At 60.0% G+C, this 21,484-nt stretch carries 20 protein-coding genes; 14 read left to right on the forward strand and 6 right to left on the reverse strand.

The window, feature by feature from the left end; translation table 11 throughout:
* Positions 1-25: 25 nt before the first annotated feature.
* The 13 genes from MNR02_RS21745 (at position 26) to MNR02_RS21805 (ending at position 15,925) form a co-directional block, all read left to right on the forward strand.
* On the forward strand, positions 26-1,558 hold the full coding sequence (locus tag MNR02_RS21745) for an acyl-CoA carboxylase subunit beta (RefSeq protein ID WP_241949824.1): 1,533 nt from the start codon (positions 26-28) through the stop codon (positions 1,556-1,558).
* A 10-nt stretch (positions 1,559-1,568) separates the two neighbouring features.
* Complete coding sequence (locus tag MNR02_RS21750) at positions 1,569-3,587, forward strand: acetyl/propionyl/methylcrotonyl-CoA carboxylase subunit alpha (RefSeq protein ID WP_241949825.1); 2,019 nt, start codon at positions 1,569-1,571, stop codon at positions 3,585-3,587.
* 65 nt (positions 3,588-3,652) lie between these two features.
* Positions 3,653-5,791, forward strand: coding sequence for a methylmalonyl-CoA mutase (gene scpA, locus MNR02_RS21755; protein WP_241949826.1), 2,139 nt, complete (start codon positions 3,653-3,655; stop codon positions 5,789-5,791).
* 368 nt (positions 5,792-6,159) lie between these two features.
* Positions 6,160-8,580: a TonB-dependent receptor gene (locus tag MNR02_RS21760; RefSeq protein WP_241949827.1), complete on the forward strand. Its 2,421-nt coding sequence runs from the start codon at positions 6,160-6,162 to the stop codon at positions 8,578-8,580.
* 61 nt (positions 8,581-8,641) lie between these two features.
* Positions 8,642-9,565 (forward strand): iron-siderophore ABC transporter substrate-binding protein, encoded by a 924-nt coding sequence (locus MNR02_RS21765; protein ID WP_241949828.1) that lies wholly within the window; start codon positions 8,642-8,644, stop codon positions 9,563-9,565.
* Between the two features lie 20 nt (positions 9,566-9,585).
* A complete protein-coding gene (locus MNR02_RS21770; protein WP_371746787.1) occupies positions 9,586-10,608 on the forward strand; it encodes a FecCD family ABC transporter permease in 1,023 nt (340 codons plus the stop codon).
* The gene (locus tag MNR02_RS21775) at positions 10,605-11,591 is read left to right on the forward strand and encodes an iron ABC transporter permease (RefSeq protein ID WP_241949830.1); all 987 of its coding nucleotides are present in this window, start codon (positions 10,605-10,607) and stop codon (positions 11,589-11,591) included. The genes MNR02_RS21770 and MNR02_RS21775 overlap by 4 nt, the downstream gene beginning before the upstream one ends.
* The gene (locus MNR02_RS21780) at positions 11,578-12,375 is read left to right on the forward strand and encodes an ABC transporter ATP-binding protein (protein WP_241949831.1); all 798 of its coding nucleotides are present in this window, start codon (positions 11,578-11,580) and stop codon (positions 12,373-12,375) included. Before MNR02_RS21775 ends, MNR02_RS21780 begins: the two co-directional genes overlap by 14 nt.
* A gap of 266 nt (positions 12,376-12,641) precedes the next feature.
* Positions 12,642-13,190: an RNA polymerase sigma factor gene (locus tag MNR02_RS21785; protein WP_241949832.1), complete on the forward strand. Its 549-nt coding sequence runs from the start codon at positions 12,642-12,644 to the stop codon at positions 13,188-13,190.
* Between the two features lie 61 nt (positions 13,191-13,251).
* A complete protein-coding gene (locus tag MNR02_RS21790; protein ID WP_241949833.1) occupies positions 13,252-14,202 on the forward strand; it encodes a FecR family protein in 951 nt (316 codons plus the stop codon).
* 56 nt (positions 14,203-14,258) lie between these two features.
* On the forward strand, positions 14,259-14,555 hold the full coding sequence (locus MNR02_RS21795; protein ID WP_241949834.1) for a DUF2218 domain-containing protein: 297 nt from the start codon (positions 14,259-14,261) through the stop codon (positions 14,553-14,555).
* Positions 14,556-14,744: 189 nt separating this feature from the next.
* Positions 14,745-15,299: an efflux RND transporter permease subunit gene (locus tag MNR02_RS21800; RefSeq protein ID WP_305854566.1), complete on the forward strand. Its 555-nt coding sequence runs from the start codon at positions 14,745-14,747 to the stop codon at positions 15,297-15,299.
* Between the two features lie 77 nt (positions 15,300-15,376).
* Complete coding sequence (locus MNR02_RS21805; RefSeq protein ID WP_241949835.1) at positions 15,377-15,925, forward strand: GNAT family N-acetyltransferase; 549 nt, start codon at positions 15,377-15,379, stop codon at positions 15,923-15,925.
* A 48-nt stretch (positions 15,926-15,973) separates the two neighbouring features.
* On the opposite strand, the gene arsH is transcribed toward MNR02_RS21805, so the two are convergent.
* From arsH to MNR02_RS21830, 5 genes are read right to left on the reverse strand one after another with little or no spacing between them, the layout of a single operon-like run.
* The gene (arsH, locus tag MNR02_RS21810; protein ID WP_305854570.1) at positions 15,974-16,702 is read right to left on the reverse strand and encodes an arsenical resistance protein ArsH; all 729 of its coding nucleotides are present in this window, start codon (positions 16,700-16,702) and stop codon (positions 15,974-15,976) included.
* The gene (gene arsC, locus MNR02_RS21815) at positions 16,677-17,099 is read right to left on the reverse strand and encodes an arsenate reductase (glutaredoxin) (protein ID WP_241949836.1); all 423 of its coding nucleotides are present in this window, start codon (positions 17,097-17,099) and stop codon (positions 16,677-16,679) included. Before arsC ends, arsH begins: the two co-directional genes overlap by 26 nt.
* 2 nt (positions 17,100-17,101) lie before the next feature.
* On the reverse strand, positions 17,102-18,160 hold the full coding sequence (arsB, locus tag MNR02_RS21820; RefSeq protein WP_241949837.1) for an ACR3 family arsenite efflux transporter: 1,059 nt from the start codon (positions 18,158-18,160) through the stop codon (positions 17,102-17,104).
* The gene (locus MNR02_RS21825) at positions 18,160-18,414 is read right to left on the reverse strand and encodes a hypothetical protein (protein WP_241949838.1); all 255 of its coding nucleotides are present in this window, start codon (positions 18,412-18,414) and stop codon (positions 18,160-18,162) included. Before MNR02_RS21825 ends, arsB begins: the two co-directional genes overlap by 1 nt.
* On the reverse strand, positions 18,411-18,764 hold the full coding sequence (locus tag MNR02_RS21830; protein ID WP_241949839.1) for a helix-turn-helix transcriptional regulator: 354 nt from the start codon (positions 18,762-18,764) through the stop codon (positions 18,411-18,413). Before MNR02_RS21830 ends, MNR02_RS21825 begins: the two co-directional genes overlap by 4 nt.
* Positions 18,765-19,150: 386 nt before the next feature.
* On the opposite strand from MNR02_RS21830, the gene MNR02_RS21835 reads away from it, so the two are divergent.
* A complete protein-coding gene (locus tag MNR02_RS21835) occupies positions 19,151-20,950 on the forward strand; it encodes a heavy metal translocating P-type ATPase (RefSeq protein WP_241949840.1) in 1,800 nt (599 codons plus the stop codon).
* A gap of 29 nt (positions 20,951-20,979) precedes the next feature.
* On the opposite strand, the gene MNR02_RS21840 is transcribed toward MNR02_RS21835, so the two are convergent.
* Entirely contained in the window at positions 20,980-21,411 is a 432-nt protein-coding gene (locus tag MNR02_RS21840; protein ID WP_241949841.1) for a pyridoxamine 5'-phosphate oxidase family protein, read from the reverse strand.
* Positions 21,412-21,484 lie beyond the last annotated feature (73 nt).

A 21,484-nucleotide genomic window follows, 5' to 3' on the forward strand; every position in this document is an offset into this window, starting at 1 on the left:
CCCGAAAAAGAGAGAAAATCCTCCTATGAGGAATGTTATCGAGAAACTGCAGCAAAAAAAGGAATCTGCCTATCTGGGCGGTGGGGCACATCGGATCGAGGCGCAGCATGCCAAGGGCAAGCTGACGGCGCGCGAGCGTATCGATGTGCTGCTGGATGAGGGTTCCTTCGAGGAATACGACATGTACGTGACCCACCGGGCGGTGGATTTTGGCATGGCGGAGCAGAAAGTGGCGGGCGACGGTGTGGTGACCGGCTGGGGTACCATCAATGGCCGGCAGGTCTATGTCTTCTCGCAGGATTTCACCGTGCTCGGCGGTTCTCTCTCCGAGACCCATGCCCAGAAGATATGCAAGATCATGGATATGGCGGTGCGCAACGGCGCGCCGGTGATTGGTCTCAACGATTCCGGCGGTGCGCGTATCCAGGAGGGTGTCGCCTCGCTCGGTGGCTATGCCGATGTCTTCAAGCGCAATGTCACCGCCTCGGGCATTGTGCCGCAAATTTCCGTCATCATGGGACCTTGTGCCGGCGGCGCCGTCTATTCGCCGGCCATGACCGACTTCATCTTCATGGTGCGCGATACCTCCTATATGTTCGTGACCGGGCCGGATGTGGTGAAGACGGTAACCAACGAGATCGTCACGGCTGAAGAGCTTGGCGGAGCCTCTACCCACACGAAAAAATCCTCCGTGGCCGATGGCGCCTATGAAAACGACATCGAAACACTGGAGCATGTCCGGCTGCTCTTTGATTTCCTGCCGCTCAACAATCGCGAAAAACCACCGATGCGCCCGTTCCACGACGATCCGGCCCGGCTGGAAGCGCGGCTCGATACGTTGATACCCGACAGTTCCAACAAGCCCTACGACATGAAGGAATTGATCCACGCGCTGGCCGATGAGGGCGATTTTTTCGAGTTGCAGGAGGCATTTGCCCGCAACATCATTACCGGCTTCATTCGTCTTGAAGGCCAGACGGTGGGGGTTGTCGCCAATCAACCGATGGTGCTGGCCGGCTGCCTCGATATCGATGCCTCTCGCAAGGCAGCCCGTTTCGTGCGTTTCTGCGATGCCTTCAACATTCCGCTGCTGACACTGGTGGATGTGCCGGGTTTCCTGCCCGGTACAGCGCAGGAATATGGCGGCGTCATCAAGCACGGGGCTAAGCTTCTGTTCGCCTATTCAGAGGCCACGGTGCCGATGGTAACTCTGATCACCCGCAAGGCCTATGGCGGCGCTTATGACGTGATGGCATCCAAACATATCGGCGCTGATGTGAACTATGCCTGGCCGACGGCGGAAATCGCTGTCATGGGAGCAAAAGGAGCGGCCGAAATCCTCTATCGTTCAGAGCTTGCCGATCCCGAGAAGATCGCCGCGCGCACGAAGGAATATGAGGAGCGTTTCGCCAATCCCTTTGTGGCGGCGGAACGCGGGTTCATCGATGAGGTCATCATGCCGCATTCCTCGCGCCGCCGCATCGCCCGCGCCTTCGCTTCGCTGCGCAACAAGAGCGTCGAAACACGCTGGAAGAAACACGATACTATCCCCCTTTGAGAACGAAAACATGATCAAAAAAATCCTCATCGCCAATCGCGGCGAGATCGCGTGCCGTGTTATCCGTACGGCCAGAGCCATGGGTATCAAAACCGTCGCGGTCTATTCGGATGCGGACGCCAATGCACTGCATGTGGAGATGGCGGATGAAGCCGTTCATATTGGCCCGGCTCCCTCGTCGCAGTCCTATATCGTCATCGATAAAATTCTGGAGGCGATCGCAAAGACCGGAGCGGATGCAGTCCATCCCGGGTACGGCTTCCTGTCGGAAAATGCCGCCTTTGCCGAGGCGCTGGAAAAGGTGGGCGTCGTCTTCATCGGCCCGCCTGTCGGCGCGATCGAGGCGATGGGTGACAAGATCACCTCGAAGAAACTGGCCGCCAAAGCAGGTGTTTCCACCGTTCCAGGCCATATGGGGCTGATCGAGGATGCGGATGAGGCGGTGCGGATCGCATCGCAGATCGGGTATCCCGTCATGATCAAGGCGTCCGCCGGTGGCGGCGGCAAGGGCATGCGCATCGCCTTCAACGATACCGAGGCGCGCGAGGGGTTTCAGTCCTCGAAAAACGAGGCGAAATCTTCGTTCGGCGATGACCGCATCTTCATCGAGAAGTTCGTCACCCAGCCGCGCCACATTGAAATTCAGGTGCTGGGCGATCAACACGGCAACGTCGTCTACCTGGGAGAACGGGAATGCTCCATCCAGCGCCGTAATCAGAAAGTCATTGAAGAAGCGCCTTCTCCGTTTCTCGATGCTGCGACGCGGCAAGCCATGGGTGAACAAGCCGTGGCACTTGCCAAGGCCGTTGGATATTATTCCGCCGGCACGGTCGAATTTATCGTGGACGGCAATCGCAATTTCTATTTCCTTGAAATGAACACCCGCCTCCAGGTGGAGCATCCGGTAACGGAGCTCGTGACAGGGATCGATCTCGTGGAGCAGATGATCCGCGTTGCATCCGGGGAGAGGCTTGCTTTCGGCCAGGGCGATGTGAAGCTTGACGGATCGGCGATCGAAAGCCGGCTCTACGCAGAAGACCCCTACCGGAACTTCCTGCCCTCGATCGGCCGGTTGACGCGCTATCGCCCGCCAAAAGAAGGCGCGCAGCCCGATGGTGTCGTCATTCGCAACGATACCGGCGTCTTCGAAGGCGGCGAAATCTCTATCTATTACGATCCGATGATCTCGAAACTCTGCACCTGGTCTCCCGGTGAGGCGGGGACTGCGCGGGTGGCGGCAATCGATGCCATGGGAAAGGCACTCGACGCTTTCGAGGTGGAAGGCATCGGCCACAACCTGCCTTTTCTCTCCGCTGTAATGAACCAGGCGCGGTTCCGTTCAGGACAGATCACAACCGCCTATATTGCCGAGGAATTTCCGGAGGGATTTCTCGGCGTCACCCCTGATGCGGCATCGGCACAGAAGCTTGCCGCCATTGCTGCGTTGATCAACCACCGCCTTCAGGAGCGCGCCGCACAGATCTCCGGAACGATTGGCAACCATCGTCGCATAGTCGGCAAACAATGGGTCGTCACCTTCCCAGGCTTCGAACAGGTCTTGCGGCTGGAAACCGACGCAGCCACAGCTTCCATCGTGTTTGAGGATGACGCCCGGATCGGTGTTGCCAGCGGGTGGCTTCCTGGCCAGAGCCTCGCGCCCTTCGATGTCGATGGCGAGACCATCGGGATCAAGGTTGATCTCATAGGATCCGCCATCCGGCTACGCTGGCGCGGTATGGATGTGACGGCAAGGGTGCGTAGTCCCCGCGTTGCGGAACTGGCAAGACTGATGCCGGTCAAGCGCCGGTCGAATAGGTCAAAAATGCTGCTGTGCCCGATGCCGGGCGTGATCACCTCGGTCATGGTGATTGAGGGCGAGCATGTTGAAGCGGGTCAGACACTGGCGACCGTGGAGGCGATGAAGATGGAAAACGTGCTGAAGGCGGAGCGCAAGGGCATCATCAAACGCGTCGCTGCGGCAGTCGGTCAAAGCCTTGCGGTCGACGAATTGATCATGGAGTTCGGGTGAACCCGTCTTCTGCGAATGCAAGACAGGTTTCTCAATTGCAGGCATGGTGAAATTGGAGTTAGGCGATGTCCGAGAAAACACTTTCAGACTGGGTGTTGCTTGCAGAAAAAGAGTTGAAGGCGAAGCCCGATCAGCTCATCTGGAACACGCCCGAGGGCATCGCGGTCAAACCGCTTTACACGGCACGGGATCTGGAAGGTATCGAGCATCTCGACAGCCTCCCGGGTTTCGAGCCTTTTTTGCGTGGTCCGCGCGCGACCATGTACGCAGGACGCCCCTGGACCGTCCGGCAATATGCGGGTTTCTCGACCGCTGAAGAATCCAACGCATTCTATCGGCGCAATCTGGCCGCTGGGCAGAAGGGTTTGTCCGTCGCTTTCGATCTTGCCACGCATCGTGGTTATGACAGTGACCATGAACGCGTCGAGGGCGACGTCGGTAAGGCGGGCGTGGCAATCGATAGCGTCGAGGACATGAAGATCCTGTTCGACCAGATCCCGCTGGACGAGATGTCGGTATCGATGACGATGAACGGCGCGGTGATCCCGATTCTGGCCAATTACATTGTCGCCGGCGAGGAGCAGGGTGTTGCGCGCGCCGCGCTTTCTGGCACGATCCAGAACGATATCCTGAAAGAGTTCATGGTCCGCAATACGTATATCTATCCGCCGGAACCCTCGATGCGGATCATCGCCGATATCATCGAGTATACGGCCAAGGAGATGCCAAAATTCAATTCCATCTCCATTTCCGGCTATCACATGCAGGAGGCGGGCGCGACGCTGGTTCAGGAATTGGCCTTCACGCTGGCGGATGGCCGTGAATATGTGCGGGCTGCTTTGGCCAAGGGGCTGAATGTCGATGAATTTGCCGGCCGGCTTTCGTTCTTCTTCGCGATCGGCATGAATTTCTTCATGGAGGCCGCAAAGTTGCGCGCCGCGCGCCTGCTCTGGTCTCGGATCATGGAGGAATTCAAGCCGCAGAAGGCGTCGTCGCTGATGCTGCGAACCCATTGCCAGACCTCCGGTGTCTCACTGCAGGAACAGGATCCCTATAACAATATCATCCGCACGGCCTTCGAGGCCATGTCGGCCGTGCTGGGCGGGACGCAGTCGTTGCACACCAATGCCTTGGACGAGGCGATTGCGCTGCCAACGGATTTTTCCGCCCGGATCGCCCGCAACACCCAGCTTATTCTTCAACATGAGACTGGCGTCACCAAGGTGATCGATCCGTTGGCCGGATCCTATTATATCGAAAGCCTGACGAACGATCTGGCAAACGAGGCCTGGGCGCTCATCGAAGAGGTCGAAAACCTCGGCGGCATGACCAAAGCCGTGGCGGACGGCCTGCCGAAACGCCTGATCGAAACGGCCGCGACCCGCCGCCAGGCTGCGGTTGACCGTGCCGAGGAGATCATCGTCGGTGTCAACAAATACCGGCTGAACGACGAAGCGCCGATCGACATCCTGTCGATCGATAACAGCACCGTTCGCATGGGGCAGATCAAGCGGCTGGAAGACGTGCGCCGGCGGCGCGATCCGACTCACGTCGCTGCCATGCTCGGCATACTCTCGGAAACAGCGAAAACCGGCAATGGCAATCTTCTGGCGGCTGCCGTCGATGCTGCGCGCGCCAGGGCCACTGTAGGCGAGATTTCGGACGCGCTACGACGTGTCTTCGGCGATCATTCCGCCGTGCCGGAAGTTGTCGGCAATATTTATGGACCAGCCTACGAAGGCGATCCGGAATACAGCATTCTGGTCGAGCGTCTGTCGGCCTTTTCCGCGAGCATTGGCAGCAAGCCGAGAATTCTCGTCGCCAAGCTTGGACAGGACGGACATGACCGTGGTGCAAAAGTGGTTGCCTCCGCCTTCGGCGACATCGGTTTCCAGGTGCTGGCCGGCCCTCTGTTCCAGACGCCAGAGGAGGCGGCGGACCTTGCGCTCAGCGAGAGGGTGCACGTTGTCGGTATCTCCTCTCTGGCGGCCGGGCACAAGACGCTCGCGCCGCAACTGGTCGCGGCATTGAAGTCGAAGGGTGCGAAGGATGTGATCGTAGTGGTCGGGGGGGTTATTCCACGCCAGGATTACGACTTCCTGCTTGAAAACGGCGTCGCTGCCGTTTTCGGCCCTGGCACCAATGTTCTGGATGCTGCGCGCGCCGTTATGGATCTACTTGAAGGTAAGCGTAGCAACTGGTGATGCCCTCATGATGAATGGCCAGAACCCTATTGCAATTGCCGTACCCGACATCGCGGCGATAGCGAATGCCGGTCGCCTGAAGTGAAGGTGTCAGAGCAGGATGACCCGTGGAGCACGACGTGACCGTCGTCGTCCCTTGGAGCAGGATGAACGGAAACGGCTTCTGCTTGTTGGGGGCGATCGGGCATTTTGGACCTTAAGGGAACTGTGCCGGCCACTGTGAAGCGGGCCGGACGGATTATCTCGAAAACATTGATATGTCCGGAGTCCCAAATCGGAAGTTCCAATCGTCAAGCCAATGAGCGGAATGTGATCTGCTTCATTGGTGGACTGTGGCGCCTTGAACGCCATATGGATTGGGGATTTTCATGCATACGAATTTTTCTGTCAGGGCGATGCTTCTGGCCGGAACCGCCGCTTTCGCGTTTGCTGCTCCGATGCTGGGGCGTGCTCCGGCATTTGCACAAGCGCAGTCTACGGCGCGCCCCATCAGCGTGCCGGCCGGTCCACTCACGCCGGCGCTGAACAGCCTTGCCGCCCAGACAGGCCTCCAGATTCTCTATGACGCCTCCCTGGCGAACGGAAAATCGACGGCTGGGGCAAGCGGCAGCTTGACGCCGGAGCAGGCCCTGAGCGCGATACTGGCGGGGACCGGTGTCGACGCACGGTTTGCCGGAAGCAATCAGGTGACGCTGAGTGCGGACACGGCGGGAACTGGGGTCACAGCGGGCGCGGGCGAGGAGGGGGCGACGCTCCTCGAAGCAATCACACTCTACGGTGCCCGCGACGCAACGACGCTCAACGACACGACCGCGAGCGTCGGGATCGTCGATGCCCGGGCAATTCAGAACGGCCAGATCAGGCATACGCAGGATGCCTACCGTCGCCTTGCCAACGTGTTGGACAGTGCGACTGTGAATTCCGGCTTTGTCATTCGCGGCATGAGTTCGGAAGGTTTCGTGCCGGGCGGCGCGCCGGTCGGCTCGCTCTACGTGGATGGCATTCTCCAGACCCGCTACAATGCACGCTTTGGCGCAAGAAACCTTTGGGACGTCGAGCAGGTAGAGGTCTATCGCGGCCCCCAATCGACGCTTTCCGGCCGCGCTGCCATGTCGGGTGCGGTCTATGTAAAGTCGAAGGATCCGACCTTCGATAGGGAAGTGGAGCTTTCCAGCACTGTCGGTAGCAACAATCTGGTGGGCGGCGCCTTCGTCGTGAACACGCCCTTGGTCGAGGACCAGATCGCCTTGCGCATAGCTGGTGCGTTCGAGCGGTCCCGTTCCGACGTCGACTATTCGAACTTCCAGCATTATGCGGGCTATGGCGACCTGACGAGGGATATCAGCGGCACCATAAGGGCCAAGATGCTGATCGAGCCCTCCGAAATGCCGGAGACCCGCGCGGTCGTGACCTATTCCTATTCAAAGGACCGTCCCAACGACCGTCTGGTCGGGCTTGATGACGGGCGCGGCGATTTCAACAACAATCCTGATACCTACACCGAATATCGCTGGACCGAGGTGCACAATCTCGGCCTTGAAGTGACGCACGACTTCTCCGATGCGTTGCGCTTCACCTCGCAGACGGGTTTCCAGTACGGTATCAACAAACGGCGCTCCGTCGATAGCGATACGCCTGGCTACATAACGGGCATCTGGGGTACGGACGACGATTCCATTTTTACCCAGGAGCTGCGCCTCAATTACGAAGCGGATCGCTGGAAATGGGTCGCCGGCGTCTTCGGCAGCCACCAGGTCTTCGACGGCACATCGCGCTTCATTGCGGAGCCTTATCCGGATTTCATGCCGGGCGTCATCTATCAGCTCGATGACGACCAGAACCGCCGGACGTCGAACTTCGCGGTTTTCGGCGAGGCGACCTATGAATTCTCGCCCACATGGTTTGCGACCGTTGGGGGGCGCCTGGACTATCTCAAGGAAAAGAATACCGAACTGAACTCGATGGTGCTCTACGGTATGGATCCGGCCTGGTCGCCGCCGAACGGCACATCGTCCTTCAACGAACTGAACTTCGTACCGAAAGTCGGTCTGGTAAAAGAGTTCGGCGATGACCATAAGGTCGGCTTGACCTACTCACAGGGCTTCCGCTCGGGCGGCTCCTACGTCAACCGCAGCCTGGCTCCGATCTATACGATCGATACCTACGATCCGGAGTACTCGCAGAGCTACGAGCTTTCCTACAAGGGCACATTGCTGGATGATCGCCTGACGCTGAATGCCAACCTCTTCTATACGAAGTATACGGATCAACAGGTCGAAATCCGGCCGCGCGCCGACATTCCGGGTTACCGCGTGACGGAAAACGCTGCATCTTCCCGCGCCTGGGGCTTCGAGATCGAACCGAATTATCAGATCACGGACCAGTTCTCGGCCTTCGCCTCGATCGGCTATCTCAATACCAGGTTCCTTGAATGGCACCACGCCGGTCTTGGTGACCAGTCCGGAAAGGCGTTCCCGGAGGCGCCGGAGTGGACGCTCGGTTTCGGCGGGCGGTATGAGTTCGAAAACGGTGTCTATGTCGGCGCGGATGCCAAGTACACCACAGACTACAATTCGCGCTTCGGCACGAAGGGCATGTACAAGATCGATCCTCGTTTCCTCGTGAACGCGCAGGCCGGATTCAAGAAGGACAACTGGGAAATTACCGCCTTTGCGGAAAACCTGACCGATGAGAAGTATTTCACCATCATCGACCGGGATGCGGCCTTGCCTTTCGGCCAAGCCGGCGCGCGGCGGTCTTTCGGCATCAATTTACGCACCAAGTTCTAAAATCGGACGCGGGGCGACAGCCCCGTAATCCCGCCGTTCGTTCCTCTGAAATGGGTCCGTCTTGCGTCTTTACCTGATCGTCATGTGCCTCTTGCCTCTCATCTCGTCGGCCAATGCTGCCTGCCAGGGACGGGAGATAACGGAAGGCATCTACAACCCGCCTGTCTGCGTTCCGGCGGAGGCCAGGCGGATCGTCACGCTCGATCCGTTGCTGACGCTCGGCCTTCTCATCGAACTCGAGGCGCCTGTCATTGCCACACCTTACATGGCGATTGCGGACAAGCAGGTTCTGGATGTCGTCAAGAAGGCAAAAATGGTGGATCTCGGAAATCCGCGCGAACCGAGCCTGGAGCGCGTCGTCGCTTTGAAGCCGGATCTCATCATCGGCAGCACAGAGGCCCATGCCGCGATTTATGAGACGGTTTCGAAGATCGCTCCGACGGTTTTCCTCGATCACACCGACTGGAAGGAATATCGCCGACGCGTCGCGCGGATAACCGGCCGTGAGGGCGTGGCAGAGGACGCGCTTGCACGCTATGAAACGCGCGTTGCCTCGATCCGCGAACGTATGAAGGACAAGGATCTCACCGTCTCCGCCGTCCGCTTCGCACCGGACCGTTTCGTCGTCTTTCTCGACGGCCCTTCCGCCTATGCGCCCTTCTCGGTCCTGCATGACGCCGGCGTGAAGCGCACGGCCTACGAGACGGTGACCGACGGCACAATCGTCAAACGGCCCGATTGGGAGGAGCTTGCCAATCTCGATGGCGATGTCCTGCTCTATGTATCCGCCAGTGGTTTCGAGAGCGGCCCGGACGATGCGCTAGAGAAAGAGGTGACAAGCAATCCGCTCTGGCAGCTGCTGCCCGCGGTGCAGAACGGCCGCGCCCATCGCGTCGATCGAGCAACATGGCAGAGCTTTCACGGTATTGCCTCCGCACACCGCATCCTTGACGATATCGAGCGCTACATCCTGGCAGAGCAATGACAAGCCGGGGCAGGGTGGACATGGCGCGGCGGCGTGGTCGCGCGGCAAGGGATGGAGTGAGGTCTCTCGGCCTGCTCCTTCTTTTCTGTCTGCTCGTCGCCGCTACACTGTGGTCGGTTGCGACGGGCTCCACGCGCATTCCGCTTGCGACTGTGTGGGATGCGGTCAGCAGCTTCGATGGATCGCGGGAGCACCTTCTGATCGTGATGATCCGCCTGCCGCGCGTGCTTGCGGCCGTGCTTGCGGGGAGTGCGCTTGCCGTTTCGGGTGCCGTCATGCAAGCCGTAACGAACAATCCCCTGGCGTCACCGGGGCTGCTCGGCATCAATGCCGGCGCGTCATTCGCGGTCGTGCTTGTCATCACGCTTTTTGGAGCGGGCAGCGGGGGCACCTTCATCTGGGTCGCCTTTGGTGGAGCTGCCCTCGCAGCTTTGCTTGTCCATGTCCTGGGATCGTTCGGAGCGGCGGGGCAGTCGACGATAGGGATCGTTATCGCCGGCGCGGTCGTCGCATCCTTCTTGACGGCGTTGACGAGTGCAGTCCTCATCTTCGACCAGAATACGTTGGACGCCGTTCGTCTGTGGACGGCGGGCTCCGTTTCCGGCCGGACGATGACGCAGAATGCCAGCGTGGCGCCCTATATCCTGGCAGGACTCTCAGCCGGTCTTCTCCTCGCACGCCATCTCGCAATCCTGAGCCTGGGGCGTGAAGCAGCGCGTTCACTCGGGCAGAACCAGGCGGTCTGGCGGACGGCTTCCATTGTCGTCGTCATCCTGCTGGCCGGCGGTGCCGTGGCGCTTGCAGGTCCCATCGGCTTTGTCGGGCTCGTCGTTCCCCATATCGTCCGGCTGGCGATCGGCGTCGATTATCGCTGGATCCTGCCCTTCAGCGCGATCGGTGGCGCGTTTCTTGTCGTTGTCGCCGATCTTGCCGGGCGCCTGATCTTTCACAGCCAGGACTTTCCCGTGGGTGTCACAACCGCACTGTTCGGCGCGCCGTTCTTTCTCTGGCTTGCGCGCAACCGGGCAGGGCGCCCGGCATGACGCGTTGGTGTATTTTCCTTGTGATGGTCCTTGCCGGGCTGACTGTCGCCAGCCTTGCGCTCGGAGACGTCGCGTTGTCATGGCGGGACCTCTGGAAAACCCTGATCGGTGCACAAGACGCTGACCCGCAGAATGCCATGATCCTTTACGATCTGCGCCTGCCACGCGTCCTGCTCGCCGTTCTCGTCGGTGCTGCGCTTGCGGTTGCCGGTACGATCACGCTCGCGATCATGCGCAATCCTCTCGCCGAACCGGGCGTTCTCGGCATCAACAGCGGTGCAGCGGCTGCGGTGATGGCCGTCATCGTACTTCTGCAGGACCCACCCATGCTGCTTCTGCCTGCCGCCGGTTTCCTGGGCGCCGCGGCGATGGCGGCTGCCGTTTATCTTCTGTCGTGGCGCGGTGGCACATCGTCTCTGCGCATTATCCTGATCGGCATCGGTCTTGGTTCGCTTGCGAGCGCGGCCACGACCTTCCTCTCGGCTTTTGGCGAGATCGGCGATGTGCAGCGCGCGATGATCTGGCTCGCGGGCAGCGTCTACGACGCCGATCTGGTCAAGGTTCGCTTCCTGCTTGCCTGGCTGATCGTTCCGCTTGCACTGGCCTGGATGGCAACGCGGGAGCTGGACCTCATCCGCTTCGGAGATGAGACGGCGAAAAGCTTCGGGCAGCCGGTGGATCGGGTGCGCGGCTTCATGATCGTGCTCTGCACGCTCATCTCGGGCGCTGCCGTTGCCGCGGCGGGCCTGATCGGCTTTGTCGGGCTGGTCGCGCCGCACGTCGCAGGCCGCCTTGTCGGTCCGGCGCACGCGCGCATTCTTCCGGTCGCCGCCCTGTGCGGTGCGATCCTCGTCGTGGCCGCCGATCTCGTCGGCCGGCTGATCATCGCACCCATCCAGCTTCCGGCCGGCATCGTAACGGGTCTGATCGGCGCGCCCTTCTTCGCCTCTCTTTTATGGAAGCGCCACCATGCCCGAGGATGAACACACCGTGCCGGCAAAGCTCGTCGCACAGGACGTAGCGATCGCCTATGGTGATCACCGCATCGTCGCGGACCTCGATCTCTTGCTGCCGGAACGACGGTTCACGGCGCTCATCGGCCCCAATGGCAGTGGCAAGTCCACTATTTTGCGCAGTCTGGCGGGGCTGAAGGCGCCCTCGCCCGGCTCCATCCTCCTGGATGGCAGGAGTATCGAAACGCTCAGCACGCGGGAGATGGCGCGTCGTGTGGGCGTTCTTCTTCAAGGCCCTGTGGCCCCCGACGGGCTGACTGTCCGCGATCTCGTGCAGCATGGACGTTATCCGCACCGCTCCCTCTTCGGACGATGGTCGGAAGGGGACCAATCGGCCTGTGATGAGGCCCTTATGCTGACAGGGATGACGACATTGGCCGACGCTACCCTCGAGACGCTTTCCGGCGGCCAGCGACAGCGCGCATGGATTGCGATGACATTGGCCCAGCATGGTGATGTTTTGCTGTTGGACGAGCCGACTACCTATCTTGATCTGGCGCACCAGATCGAATTGATGAACCTGATCACCATTCTCGTCCGCGATCACGGCAAGACCGTCGTTGCCGTACTGCATGATCTCAACCAGGCGGCGCGCTATGCGGATCACATCGTCCTGCTGAAAGGCGGAAAGATTCGCGCGGCGGGGCCTCCATATGATGTGATCTCGCAGGAGGCTATTGCCGAGGTGTTCGGGGTACGATCCCTCGTCATCCGCGATCCCGTGGCGGGCACGCCCCTTTGCATCCCGTTGTAGCGCTGCCGGCGTTGCGGAAATATCACGCTCTCCGGCATTCTGTGGTCTATGCCACCAGCTCGCAGTTCGAGCGCTGAAAGAATTCTGACAACGAAATCAGACATAAAGATGAGTTTTTTTGTCTTGATTTAACTGAAGGGCTGCCTGAATTCTAAGCCACTGCACTTGCACGCATTTTACGGAATCGGTAGCTGTTTGTCGAAGGCCTGAAAATCTCTTTAGCGTCAAACACCGGGCCATCGGATGCGACCGAGAACAGAGCGTCGATGCCAAACTCATCCTCTCCCCTCAATTGGGATTCCCTTGATAGCAACGATCTGCTCAACCGCGCCATGGAGGCCTACTACGCCGACATGACGAGGGCCGTGCGGCGCAAGGGGCACCCGCTTTCAACCGCCAGGGATGTCGTCCACGACCTCTATATCAAGCTGGCGGCCAAGCCCGATGTCCTGCGGCAGAAGCGTTCCATCAAGGCCTTCCTGTGCCGATCCGCCATCAATCTGGGTATCGACCGGCTGCGGCGCGAAAATCGGGAGGCGTGGCTTTTTTCAGGTACGGAGAAGGAGGCGCTCACTATCGCCTGCGTGGGCCCGGCACCCGACAGGGCGCTCGAGATCGAGGCGCGTATCGCCGTTCTCCGCGAAGCCATAGCGGAGCTGCCCGAACGTCGACGCGTTGTCTTCATCCTGCATCGGCTGCACCATCTTTCGCCCGATGAGATTTCGACGAAGCTCAGGATTTCCCGCAACATGGTCGATCGGCATCTGCGCCGGGCGTTCGCGCATTGCCTCGACCGTCTTCTTTGCATCGATTAAGAGTCCCGAACAGGCATTGCCGATCGTCTACCAAGCAGGATCGAGGCTCCAGGAGAAGTCGATGCGGAGCACCCGTGCCAATCAAATTCAGCGAAAGCGCAATCGGGAGGCGACGGATTGGCTTCTGCGTAATCGCGATCCCGGGCAGTCTGCCGAGGAGAGGGCACATTTCGAGGATTGGATGAAAGATCCCGGAAACTGTCGCACATACCAGGTCGCAGAAGGCCTGATCGGCGACGCGCGCGCAGCCATTCAGTCCGATCCAGCGCTACGCAACATCCGGACGGAAGCGCGCAGCCGTGCGAAGCCGGTCTTGTCATGCCTTCTGGTGATGGCCTGCGCTGCGACAGCGTTCTTCGCCTTCGATGGCCCCATGCGCCTCCAAGCCGATGCGCTCTCGAGCGTTGACGACATGCCGGCTCTGACGCTTGAGGACGGCTCTGTCGTGCAGTTGAATGCGTCGTCCGCGATTGCTGTCGATTTCGATGGGAAGCGTCGAACAGTGCGCCTGTTGCGCGGACAGGCGTTCTTTCAGGTCGCGCCTGCACCCGGCAGGCCGTTTACCGTGGAAGCCGGGGATACCCGCGTAACGGCCCTCGGTACAGCATTCGATGTCCGGTACGGTGCCCATGATACAGGCGTAACGGTCACCGAACATACGGTTCTGGTCGAGCCGGGCGGCGCGGGTTCGGCGTCGATGCGCGTTTCCGAGGGGGAGCAGGCCACCTATGACCGCGCCAGCGGAACAATGAATATGCGTCCGGTGGACGACCTCACTGCTCTTGCCTGGCAGCGCGGACAACTCGCCGTGGAGAACGCACCGCTGTCCTATGTCATCGAAGAGATCAGTCGCCATTTCTCCGGCCGTATTGTCCTTGCAGGAAAGGGGCTCTCCGATCGCCGGGTCAGCGGCACGATAACTGTCTCCGATACGGCGGCAGCCCTGTCCTTCCTTCACCAGGCGCTCGGCGTGAAGGTGATGCAGGTCGGTCCACTCGTCGTCATCCGGTGATGCGGATCAGAGGTTCCGCCGTTTCGAGACGTAGCAATCTGTTTAGGAGCAATAGTGTGATTAGAACGACCGCCGTAGTGAAGACCGAATTTGCCTCTAAGTATCTCGTGCAGATGTGCAAGCATTTCGCCCACAAGGTGGATGTCGAGTATACCGATACCCATGGCGAGTGCCGTTTTGATAATGGCATTGCAATGTTCGACGCAGACGCGGCGTGCCTGCATCTGGCCGTTGAGGGAACAACCGAGGAGGCCGTCACCTGGGCTCAGTCGGTTCTCGAAAGTCACCTGCTACGCTTTGCCTTTCGAGAGCATTTGGAGGGCCTCGCCTGGCACCGCTCAGATGGAGCCTAACAAAACATTCCAAACTGCTCAGACAATCAGAGCTACCTTTTTTAGCTTCTCTCGGTGCGGCAGAAACGCCGCCATGTCCTTCACAACCCTGCGCGACTGGAGCGAGCGTAAGGGCAGCACCGACGCGGAAGTGGATTCTGCCAGCGTGGCAATGCTGGGCAGGGTGCGGTAGAGGGAGAAATACTCGTCATGAAACCGCCCGCGATCGGCGAGCTCAGAACGACGTCCGGCTTTGCGTCGCGCCTCATCGATCGCGGTGCAAACGGGCCGGAAGCACTGCAGAAGGCTTCTGAGATGCTCGTGCGGTTAGCAGGCGACAGCAAGCTCTTGCAAGACGTCCGAATGGATGGACTGCCGAGCGGGCCAAGCGTCGGCCTTCACATCGACCGTGCGAAAGCCGGCGCGTTGGGTGTAAACTTTTCAACGATAAGCAACACGTTCGCCGCCGCCGCAAGCTCGACCTGCATCGATAATTTTCCGCGTGCGGAACAGCTCCAGGCATCGCGCCTTCTTCTGCGGCCCATCGTGATGACGTCGCTCGCCTTCACGTTGGGCATCGTGCCGCTTGTCATTGCCAAAGGTCCGAGCTCGGAGACACAGAACGCGATGGGGACAGGCCTCTTCGGCGGTATGATCACGGCCACTGTTCTCGCTGTCCTCTTCGTGCCGGTCTTCTTCGCGTCGATCATGCGATTTGCCGAGTGCAAGACATTGCATCAAGCTGCCGGGGCGGTCAGACAGTGAAAACGCGCTCGGACCGCGCATGAGAACAGGAAAACACTTATCCTGTAACTTCTCGAACTCAGTTTTGGAGAAAACAAGTGAGCGCATCATCGACAAGCGGTAACGTGACACTGGACATTGCGACGAAGGAGGATCTGCCGCGCTTCCGCAGGGATATTCAGGATTCCTTCGCAGTTGCAGTCGTGGAAACCTTCGGATCGCTCGACGAGGGGCCAATCCCGTCCGACGAAGACGTGGCGTCCTCCTTCCACGCTCCGAACGCAATCGTTCACCGCATCCTCGAAGATGGTCAATGGGTCGGCGGCGCCGTGGTTTCGATCAATGCAGAAACCCACCGGAACTCGCTCGACTTTTTCTTTGTGCGTGTCAGTGAATTGGGCCGTGGCATCGGCCGCAAGGCTTGGGCCGCTATCGAGGCGACTTACCCCGATACGACGGTCTGGACAACGCACACCCCTTACTTCGAGAAGCGCAACATCCACTTCTACGTCAACATCTGCGGCTTTCACATCGTGAAATACCATCACGCTGGTTACCCCGATCCAAACCGCCCGAATGAGCCTGACCTTCCGGGCGACGACGGGATGTTTGAATTCGAGAAGCGAATGCGCCCGGACGCCGGTTAGCAAGCCGAATCGCTTGCAAAAAGGATGCTCGCCGGCACTGTGAGCCTGTTAAATCGAGTGTAGCGATACGTGCTTCTCAAGCTCGGCCGCCTGCTCCTTCCGCTCGCTATAGCGGTCGGTGAGATAGGCAGAAGCGTCGCGGGTGAGGATAGTGAACTTCACTAGCTCCTCACAGACATCGACCACCCTGTCGTAGTAGGATGATGGCTTCATTCGACCATCGGCATCGAATTCCTGGTAGGCTTTGGCGACAGAGGACTGGTTGGGAATGGTGATCATCCGCATCCAGCGGCCGAGAATACGTATCTGATTTACGGCATTGAAGGACTGGCTACCGCCGGAGACCGCCATGACGGCGAGCGTCTTGCCCTGTGTTGGCCGCACGGATCCGACCGAAAGCGGGATCCAGTCGATCTGGGATTTCATGATGCCTGTCATCGCGCCATGGCGTTCAGGGCTCACCCAGACCTGCCCCTCCGACCATTGCGAGAGCTCGCGCAGCTCCTGGACCTTCGGATCGCTCGCCGGCGCTTCATCTGGCAACGGCAGGCCTTTCGGGTCGAACATGCGAATTTCGCATCCGAGCCGCTCGAGCAGCCGGCTAACCTCGAACGCGAGCAGGCGGCTATAGGAGACCTCGCGAAGCGAGCCGTAGAGGATCAGGATACGTGGCTTATGCGTCGAAAGTGTTGGGCGTAGAGCATCGAGATCGGTCGAATTCAGATGTTCTTCCTGCAATGCTGGGAGGGTATCAGGCAATGCGCTGTCCTTCCTGATCGAGGATCTGTTCACCGTCCTCCTTGAAGAACGACCCTTTGAAGCTGCTTGGCAGAATGTCCAGGGCGACCTCGGACGGGCGGGCGAGCCGGGTGCCGAGCGGAGTTACGACAAAGGGGCGATTAATGAGGATCGGTGTCTCGATCATCGCGTCAAGTAACTGGCTGTCGGTCAGGTCAGGGTTGTCCAGACCGAGTTCGGCATAGGGCGTACCTTTCTGGCGAATGGCTTCCCGGACCGTGAGCCCGGCATCCGGGATCATCGTCGCAAGCTGATCGCGTGTCGGCGGGTTCTTCAAATACTCGACGACAGCAGGCTCGATCCCGGCAGCGCGGATGAGTGCCAGCGTGTTTCGCGACGTTCCGCAGGAAGGATTGTGGTAGATGGTGACATCCATGGTCAGCGCCTTTCGGTGATAGCGTTTCGGGAAACGGCGGGAGCGGCTTCATACCAATCCTTCGAGCGGTTCACGATCCACACGACCGAAAGCATCACCGGCACCTCGATGAGCACGCCGACGACGGTGGCGAGTGCTGCGCCAGACTGGAAGCCAAACAAGCTGATGGCAGCGGCAACCGCAAGCTCGAAGAAGTTGCTGGCGCCAATCAGGGCCGAAGGGCCGGCAACGCAATGCCGTTCGCCGGTCATACGATTGAGCAGATACGCTAACCCGGAGTTCAGGTAGACCTGGATCAGGATCGGTACGGCGAGCAGGCCGATGACGGCAGGCTGGGCAATGATCTGCTCGCCCTGAAAGGCGAAGAGCAGAACCAGAGTCGCAAGAAGCGACACCAGTGAGATCGGCTGCAATTTTGCCAGCAAGCCATCCAGCGCCCGCGTTGTACCGTCAGCCGTGAGAAAGAGGCGGATGATCTGGGCGATAATGACTGGCACGACGATGTACAGGGCGACGGAGAGGACGAGCGTGTCCCACGGCACGGTAATGGCCGAAAGACCGAGCAGGAGGCCGACAATCGGAGCGAATGCGACGACCATGATGCCATCATTCAGTGCAACTTGCGACAGCGTGAACAACGGCTCCCCGCGTGTCAGGTTGCTCCAGACGAACACCATAGCCGTGCAGGGAGCCGCAGCGAGGATAATCAGCCCGGCGATGTAGGAGTCTATCTGGTCGGCTGGCAGGTAGGGGCGGAACAGCCAGCCGATGAACAGCCAGCCGAGCAGCGCCATCGAGAATGGCTTGACGGCCCAGTTTATGAACAAGGTCACGCCGATGCCGCGCCAGTAGGTGCTGACCTGCGCCAGAGATCGAAAGTCGATCTTGAGCAGCATCGGAATGATCATCAGCCATATCAGGAGGGCAACAGGAATGTTCACCTTGGCGACCTCGGCTGCGCCGATAATCTGAAAAAAGCCAGGCATGAGATGGCCGAGGGCGACACCGGCTATGATGCAAAGGAACACCCAGATCGTCAGAAAACGCTCGAACGTGGACATCAGACGGATTTTCCTTGTGGCGAAGTCGAACCTTCAATCGCGCCAATCCGGCGAACCTTCGTTTCGAGCGCCATGTGAATGATGAACGCCAGTGGCAAGTTGACGGGAGCTGCGATCCGGTTCTCGAGGTCTCGCGCAGCCTGAGCGACGGTGCGCCGTACCTCGATCTCCGAAGTTGGACGACGCGCGTCCGTCAAGGCTGCCGTGAGGCCGGCGTCGTTGACCTCAATTTGGTCCAACCTGAAGGCACTCATGACAAATTCGCCTCCGGCACGCAGCAGGGCGTCAACTCGGCGATGAGCGGAGCGCAAAGCTCCGTCGATCCGCCACAGCAATCCTTCAGAAGAAACAGGCTCAATTCCCTCAGGCCGTTGAGGTCTGCTCGATAGATGATCGACCGGCTCTGTCGTTCGCTCGTTATCAAGCCTGCCCGCGAAAGCGTAGCGAGATGCGCCGACATGGTATTTTGCGGCACCTCGATCAGGCGGGCAAGTTCACCCGCTGCGATGCCATTGGGTTCGTGCCGAACGAGAAGCCGGAAGGTCTCCAAGCGCGTGGTCTGGGCCAAGGCGCCTAGCGCCGCTATCGCAGATGTAGTATCCATAAATCCAGAATAATGGAAATATATAGGTTGTCAACAAGATGTAGACTATGGTCTTTCGACGTCACCTCACCTCCGGTTTGCCGTCGGCGGCCGGCCGGCTGATGCTTTGAAGCCGGTGATTCAATGGGCAACACGGCGCATCTCTCATCGATTTCGATCCAGGTTATTCAGGTTAATGCGCCTGAACGGCATACTGCATTCAGCGCCGAAGCCGGGCGCGCGTTATTGATCCGCGTCAAATCCTGGAAGTGCCGCACTTGATCTTCCGCAAGGCGGGCGTGCTTGTTTTTAGCTTATGCATGGCAGAGACCTTCATCCGGCATCATGCCAAGGGAGACGACGACGTGCCCCAAATAAGCGGAAGGATCTGGCACAAGCATTCAAGCATGATTCTCGTCGGGATCGCGTCAGGTGGATTGCTCGTCGGTCTGGTTCTGTCATGGCGGGGTTTCGACGATGCCGGTCTTGTCTGGACGGCTGCGACACTTGCTGTCCTCGTCAGCTTGCTCGTTCAGATTTTCGGCGCGTTGCGCAGGGGCGATGTCGGGCTCGATATCGTCGCGGCCCTGTCTATGTCCGCGGCGATTGCGTTCGGCGAGCCGCTTGCCGGAAACGTCGTCGGTCTGATGTATGCCGGCGGACAACTTCTGGAGGCCTTTGCCGAGGGACGGGCACGCCGGGAGATGACGGCCCTGATGGGGCGCGTCTCGCATTCCGCCATGCGTTACACCGCATCGGGGCTGGAGGAGATCGCGATCTCGCAGATAGGGCCAGGCGACCGCCTCCTCATCCGGCAAGGCGAAGTCATACCCATCGACGGGGTCGTCTCCGGTGAGGCGGCCACGCTTGACATGGCGGCTTTGACGGGGGAGCCGTTGCCCCAGCGGGTCACACAAGGGGCCGAGGCGCTCAGCGGCGCCACGTGCGTCGGCGCGCCCTTCGACCTCGTGGCAAGCCGCATCGCTGCCGAGAGTACCTACGCCCGCATTGTACATCTTGTCGAGGCGGCACAGGCCAGTCGGGCGCCAATGGTCCGCCTCGCGGACCGTTTTGCCATGGGCTTTCTTCTCCTGACGATCGCCATGGCCAGTGGTGCCTGGTATCTAACGGGCGATCCAATCCGGGCGCTTGCCGTTCTGGTCGTAGCGACACCCTGTCCGCTTATCCTTGCGGTGCCGGTCGCCATCATTTCTGGCATGTCACGCGCCGCAAAGAACGGTGTTCTCGTGAAAAACGGCGGCATGCTGGAAACGCTGGCACGGGTGCAAACGGCGATCCTCGACAAGACGGGTACACTGACTCACGGGCAGGCGGACGTTATAGATATCAGGACCACGTCAGGCTTTTCGGCAGACGATGTTCTGACGGCCGCCGCGGGTCTTGACCAAGCGTCCGGCCATGTCGTTGCGGCGACGTTGGTTCGAGCCGCGATCGACAGGGGGCTCCGTCTCTCCAAACCCGAGGCGGTAAAGGAAACGCCCGGAACCGGGATAGAGGGTCGGGTGGACGCGAAGACGGTGGTCGTTGGCGGAAGCAGTTTCGTACGGCGAATATCGGGTTGCGATGATCCTCGATCCCTGGCGACGCCGGCTACGCTAACCTCGCTGACAGTGGCCGTGGCGATTGACGGAAAGCTGGCCGGCATAATCGTCCTGCGCGATCAGATTCGCGCCGACGCACGATCCATGCTCGATGCCCTGCGTGAGGCGGGCATCCGCAAGATCGTGCTCGCATCGGGCGACCGCGCGGAAATCGCGCGCGCTGTCGGGGCGGAGCTGGGCATGGACGCCGTGCTGGGAGAGCTGACGCCGGAAGGCAAGGTGGCGGCCGTCAGGGCGGAAGCGCGCAATGGTACGGTGATGATGGTGGGCGATGGCGTCAACGACGCACCCGCGCTCGCTGCCGCTGATATCGGTGTTGCCATGGGTGCACGCGGCACGGCTTCCTCATCCGAAGCTGCCGGGGTCGTGCTTCTGGTGGACGAGCTTGGTCCTCTCGCGAAGGCCATCGCAATCGCGCGGCGTAGCCGCCGGATCGCGTTGCAAAGCGTATCGGCAGGCTTGGCGCTCTCCATCGCCGCGATGGTTGCGGCGGCGTTCGGATATCTGCAGCCCGTCGAAGGTGCATTCCTGCAGGAAGTGATCGACGTGGCCGTGATCCTCAATGCGCTCAGAGCACTCAGGTAAACCGTCGTATCACGCGGGGCGGGCCTGACCTAGGCGGTGGCTTCGCGTCCGCTCGTCTCGATGATCGCCAGATCGAAGAACACGTGCGGGGAAACCGCAACGGTCGCTAGGGGTTTTGGCTTGAGTGCGCCAGGCTCCCACCAGTCTACGTCATCGGACAGAAGTGACCACGCCTTAAGGCACTCACTGTCCCGCTCGGCGGTATTTTGAAGCTCATGGAATACGACGTCCAGCACCACGCTCTTCCATCGATGCCTGCCTTCCAGTGCTTCGACCAGCACGCAGGCGCGGGGGTTGGCACGGAGAAAATCAAGCTTCTTGCCCGGCATCGAAAACGCATAGAGATGGATGCCTGAATGCGCATAATGAATCGGGACGACATAAGGGACGTTATCCTTCGCGCAGGCCAGTCGCGCCAGATGGTACTTCGCAACCATCGCGATGCATTCGCTGTGCGTCATCTCTCGGATTCTCATTGCAGGCCCTCCATCGATGGATGCTCGTTCACCACGAGCGATTAGGGGACGCTCGGCA

This window comes from Shinella sp. H4-D48, assembly GCF_022637395.1.
Classification (GTDB): Bacteria; Pseudomonadota; Alphaproteobacteria; order Rhizobiales; family Rhizobiaceae; genus Shinella; species Shinella sedimenti.

Bases quoted from the DNA above. Each gene is read 5' to 3' on its own strand.
- MNR02_RS21785 (WP_241949832.1), top strand. From the start codon at position 12,642: ATGCCAAACTCATCCTCTCCCCTCAATTGGGATTCCCTTGATAGCAAC.
- MNR02_RS21750 (WP_241949825.1), top strand. From the start codon at position 1,569: ATGATCAAAAAAATCCTCATCGCCAATCGCGGCGAGATCGCGTGCCGT.
- scpA (WP_241949826.1), top strand. From the start codon at position 3,653: ATGTCCGAGAAAACACTTTCAGACTGGGTGTTGCTTGCAGAAAAAGAG.
- MNR02_RS21825 (WP_241949838.1), bottom strand. From the start codon at position 18,414: ATGAGTGCCTTCAGGTTGGACCAAATTGAGGTCAACGACGCCGGCCTC.
- MNR02_RS21760 (WP_241949827.1), top strand. From the start codon at position 6,160: ATGCATACGAATTTTTCTGTCAGGGCGATGCTTCTGGCCGGAACCGCC.
- arsC (WP_241949836.1), bottom strand. From the start codon at position 17,099: ATGGATGTCACCATCTACCACAATCCTTCCTGCGGAACGTCGCGAAAC.
- MNR02_RS21840 (WP_241949841.1), bottom strand. From the start codon at position 21,411: ATGACGCACAGCGAATGCATCGCGATGGTTGCGAAGTACCATCTGGCG.
- MNR02_RS21780 (WP_241949831.1), top strand. From the start codon at position 11,578: ATGCCCGAGGATGAACACACCGTGCCGGCAAAGCTCGTCGCACAGGAC.
- MNR02_RS21745 (WP_241949824.1), top strand. From the start codon at position 26: ATGAGGAATGTTATCGAGAAACTGCAGCAAAAAAAGGAATCTGCCTAT.
- MNR02_RS21800 (WP_305854566.1), top strand. From the start codon at position 14,745: ATGAAACCGCCCGCGATCGGCGAGCTCAGAACGACGTCCGGCTTTGCG.
- arsB (WP_241949837.1), bottom strand. From the start codon at position 18,160: ATGTCCACGTTCGAGCGTTTTCTGACGATCTGGGTGTTCCTTTGCATC.
- MNR02_RS21790 (WP_241949833.1), top strand. From the start codon at position 13,252: ATGCGGAGCACCCGTGCCAATCAAATTCAGCGAAAGCGCAATCGGGAG.
- MNR02_RS21775 (WP_241949830.1), top strand. From the start codon at position 10,605: ATGACGCGTTGGTGTATTTTCCTTGTGATGGTCCTTGCCGGGCTGACT.
- MNR02_RS21770 (WP_371746787.1), top strand. From the start codon at position 9,586: ATGGCGCGGCGGCGTGGTCGCGCGGCAAGGGATGGAGTGAGGTCTCTC.
- MNR02_RS21830 (WP_241949839.1), bottom strand. From the start codon at position 18,764: ATGGATACTACATCTGCGATAGCGGCGCTAGGCGCCTTGGCCCAGACC.
- MNR02_RS21835 (WP_241949840.1), top strand. From the start codon at position 19,151: ATGATTCTCGTCGGGATCGCGTCAGGTGGATTGCTCGTCGGTCTGGTT.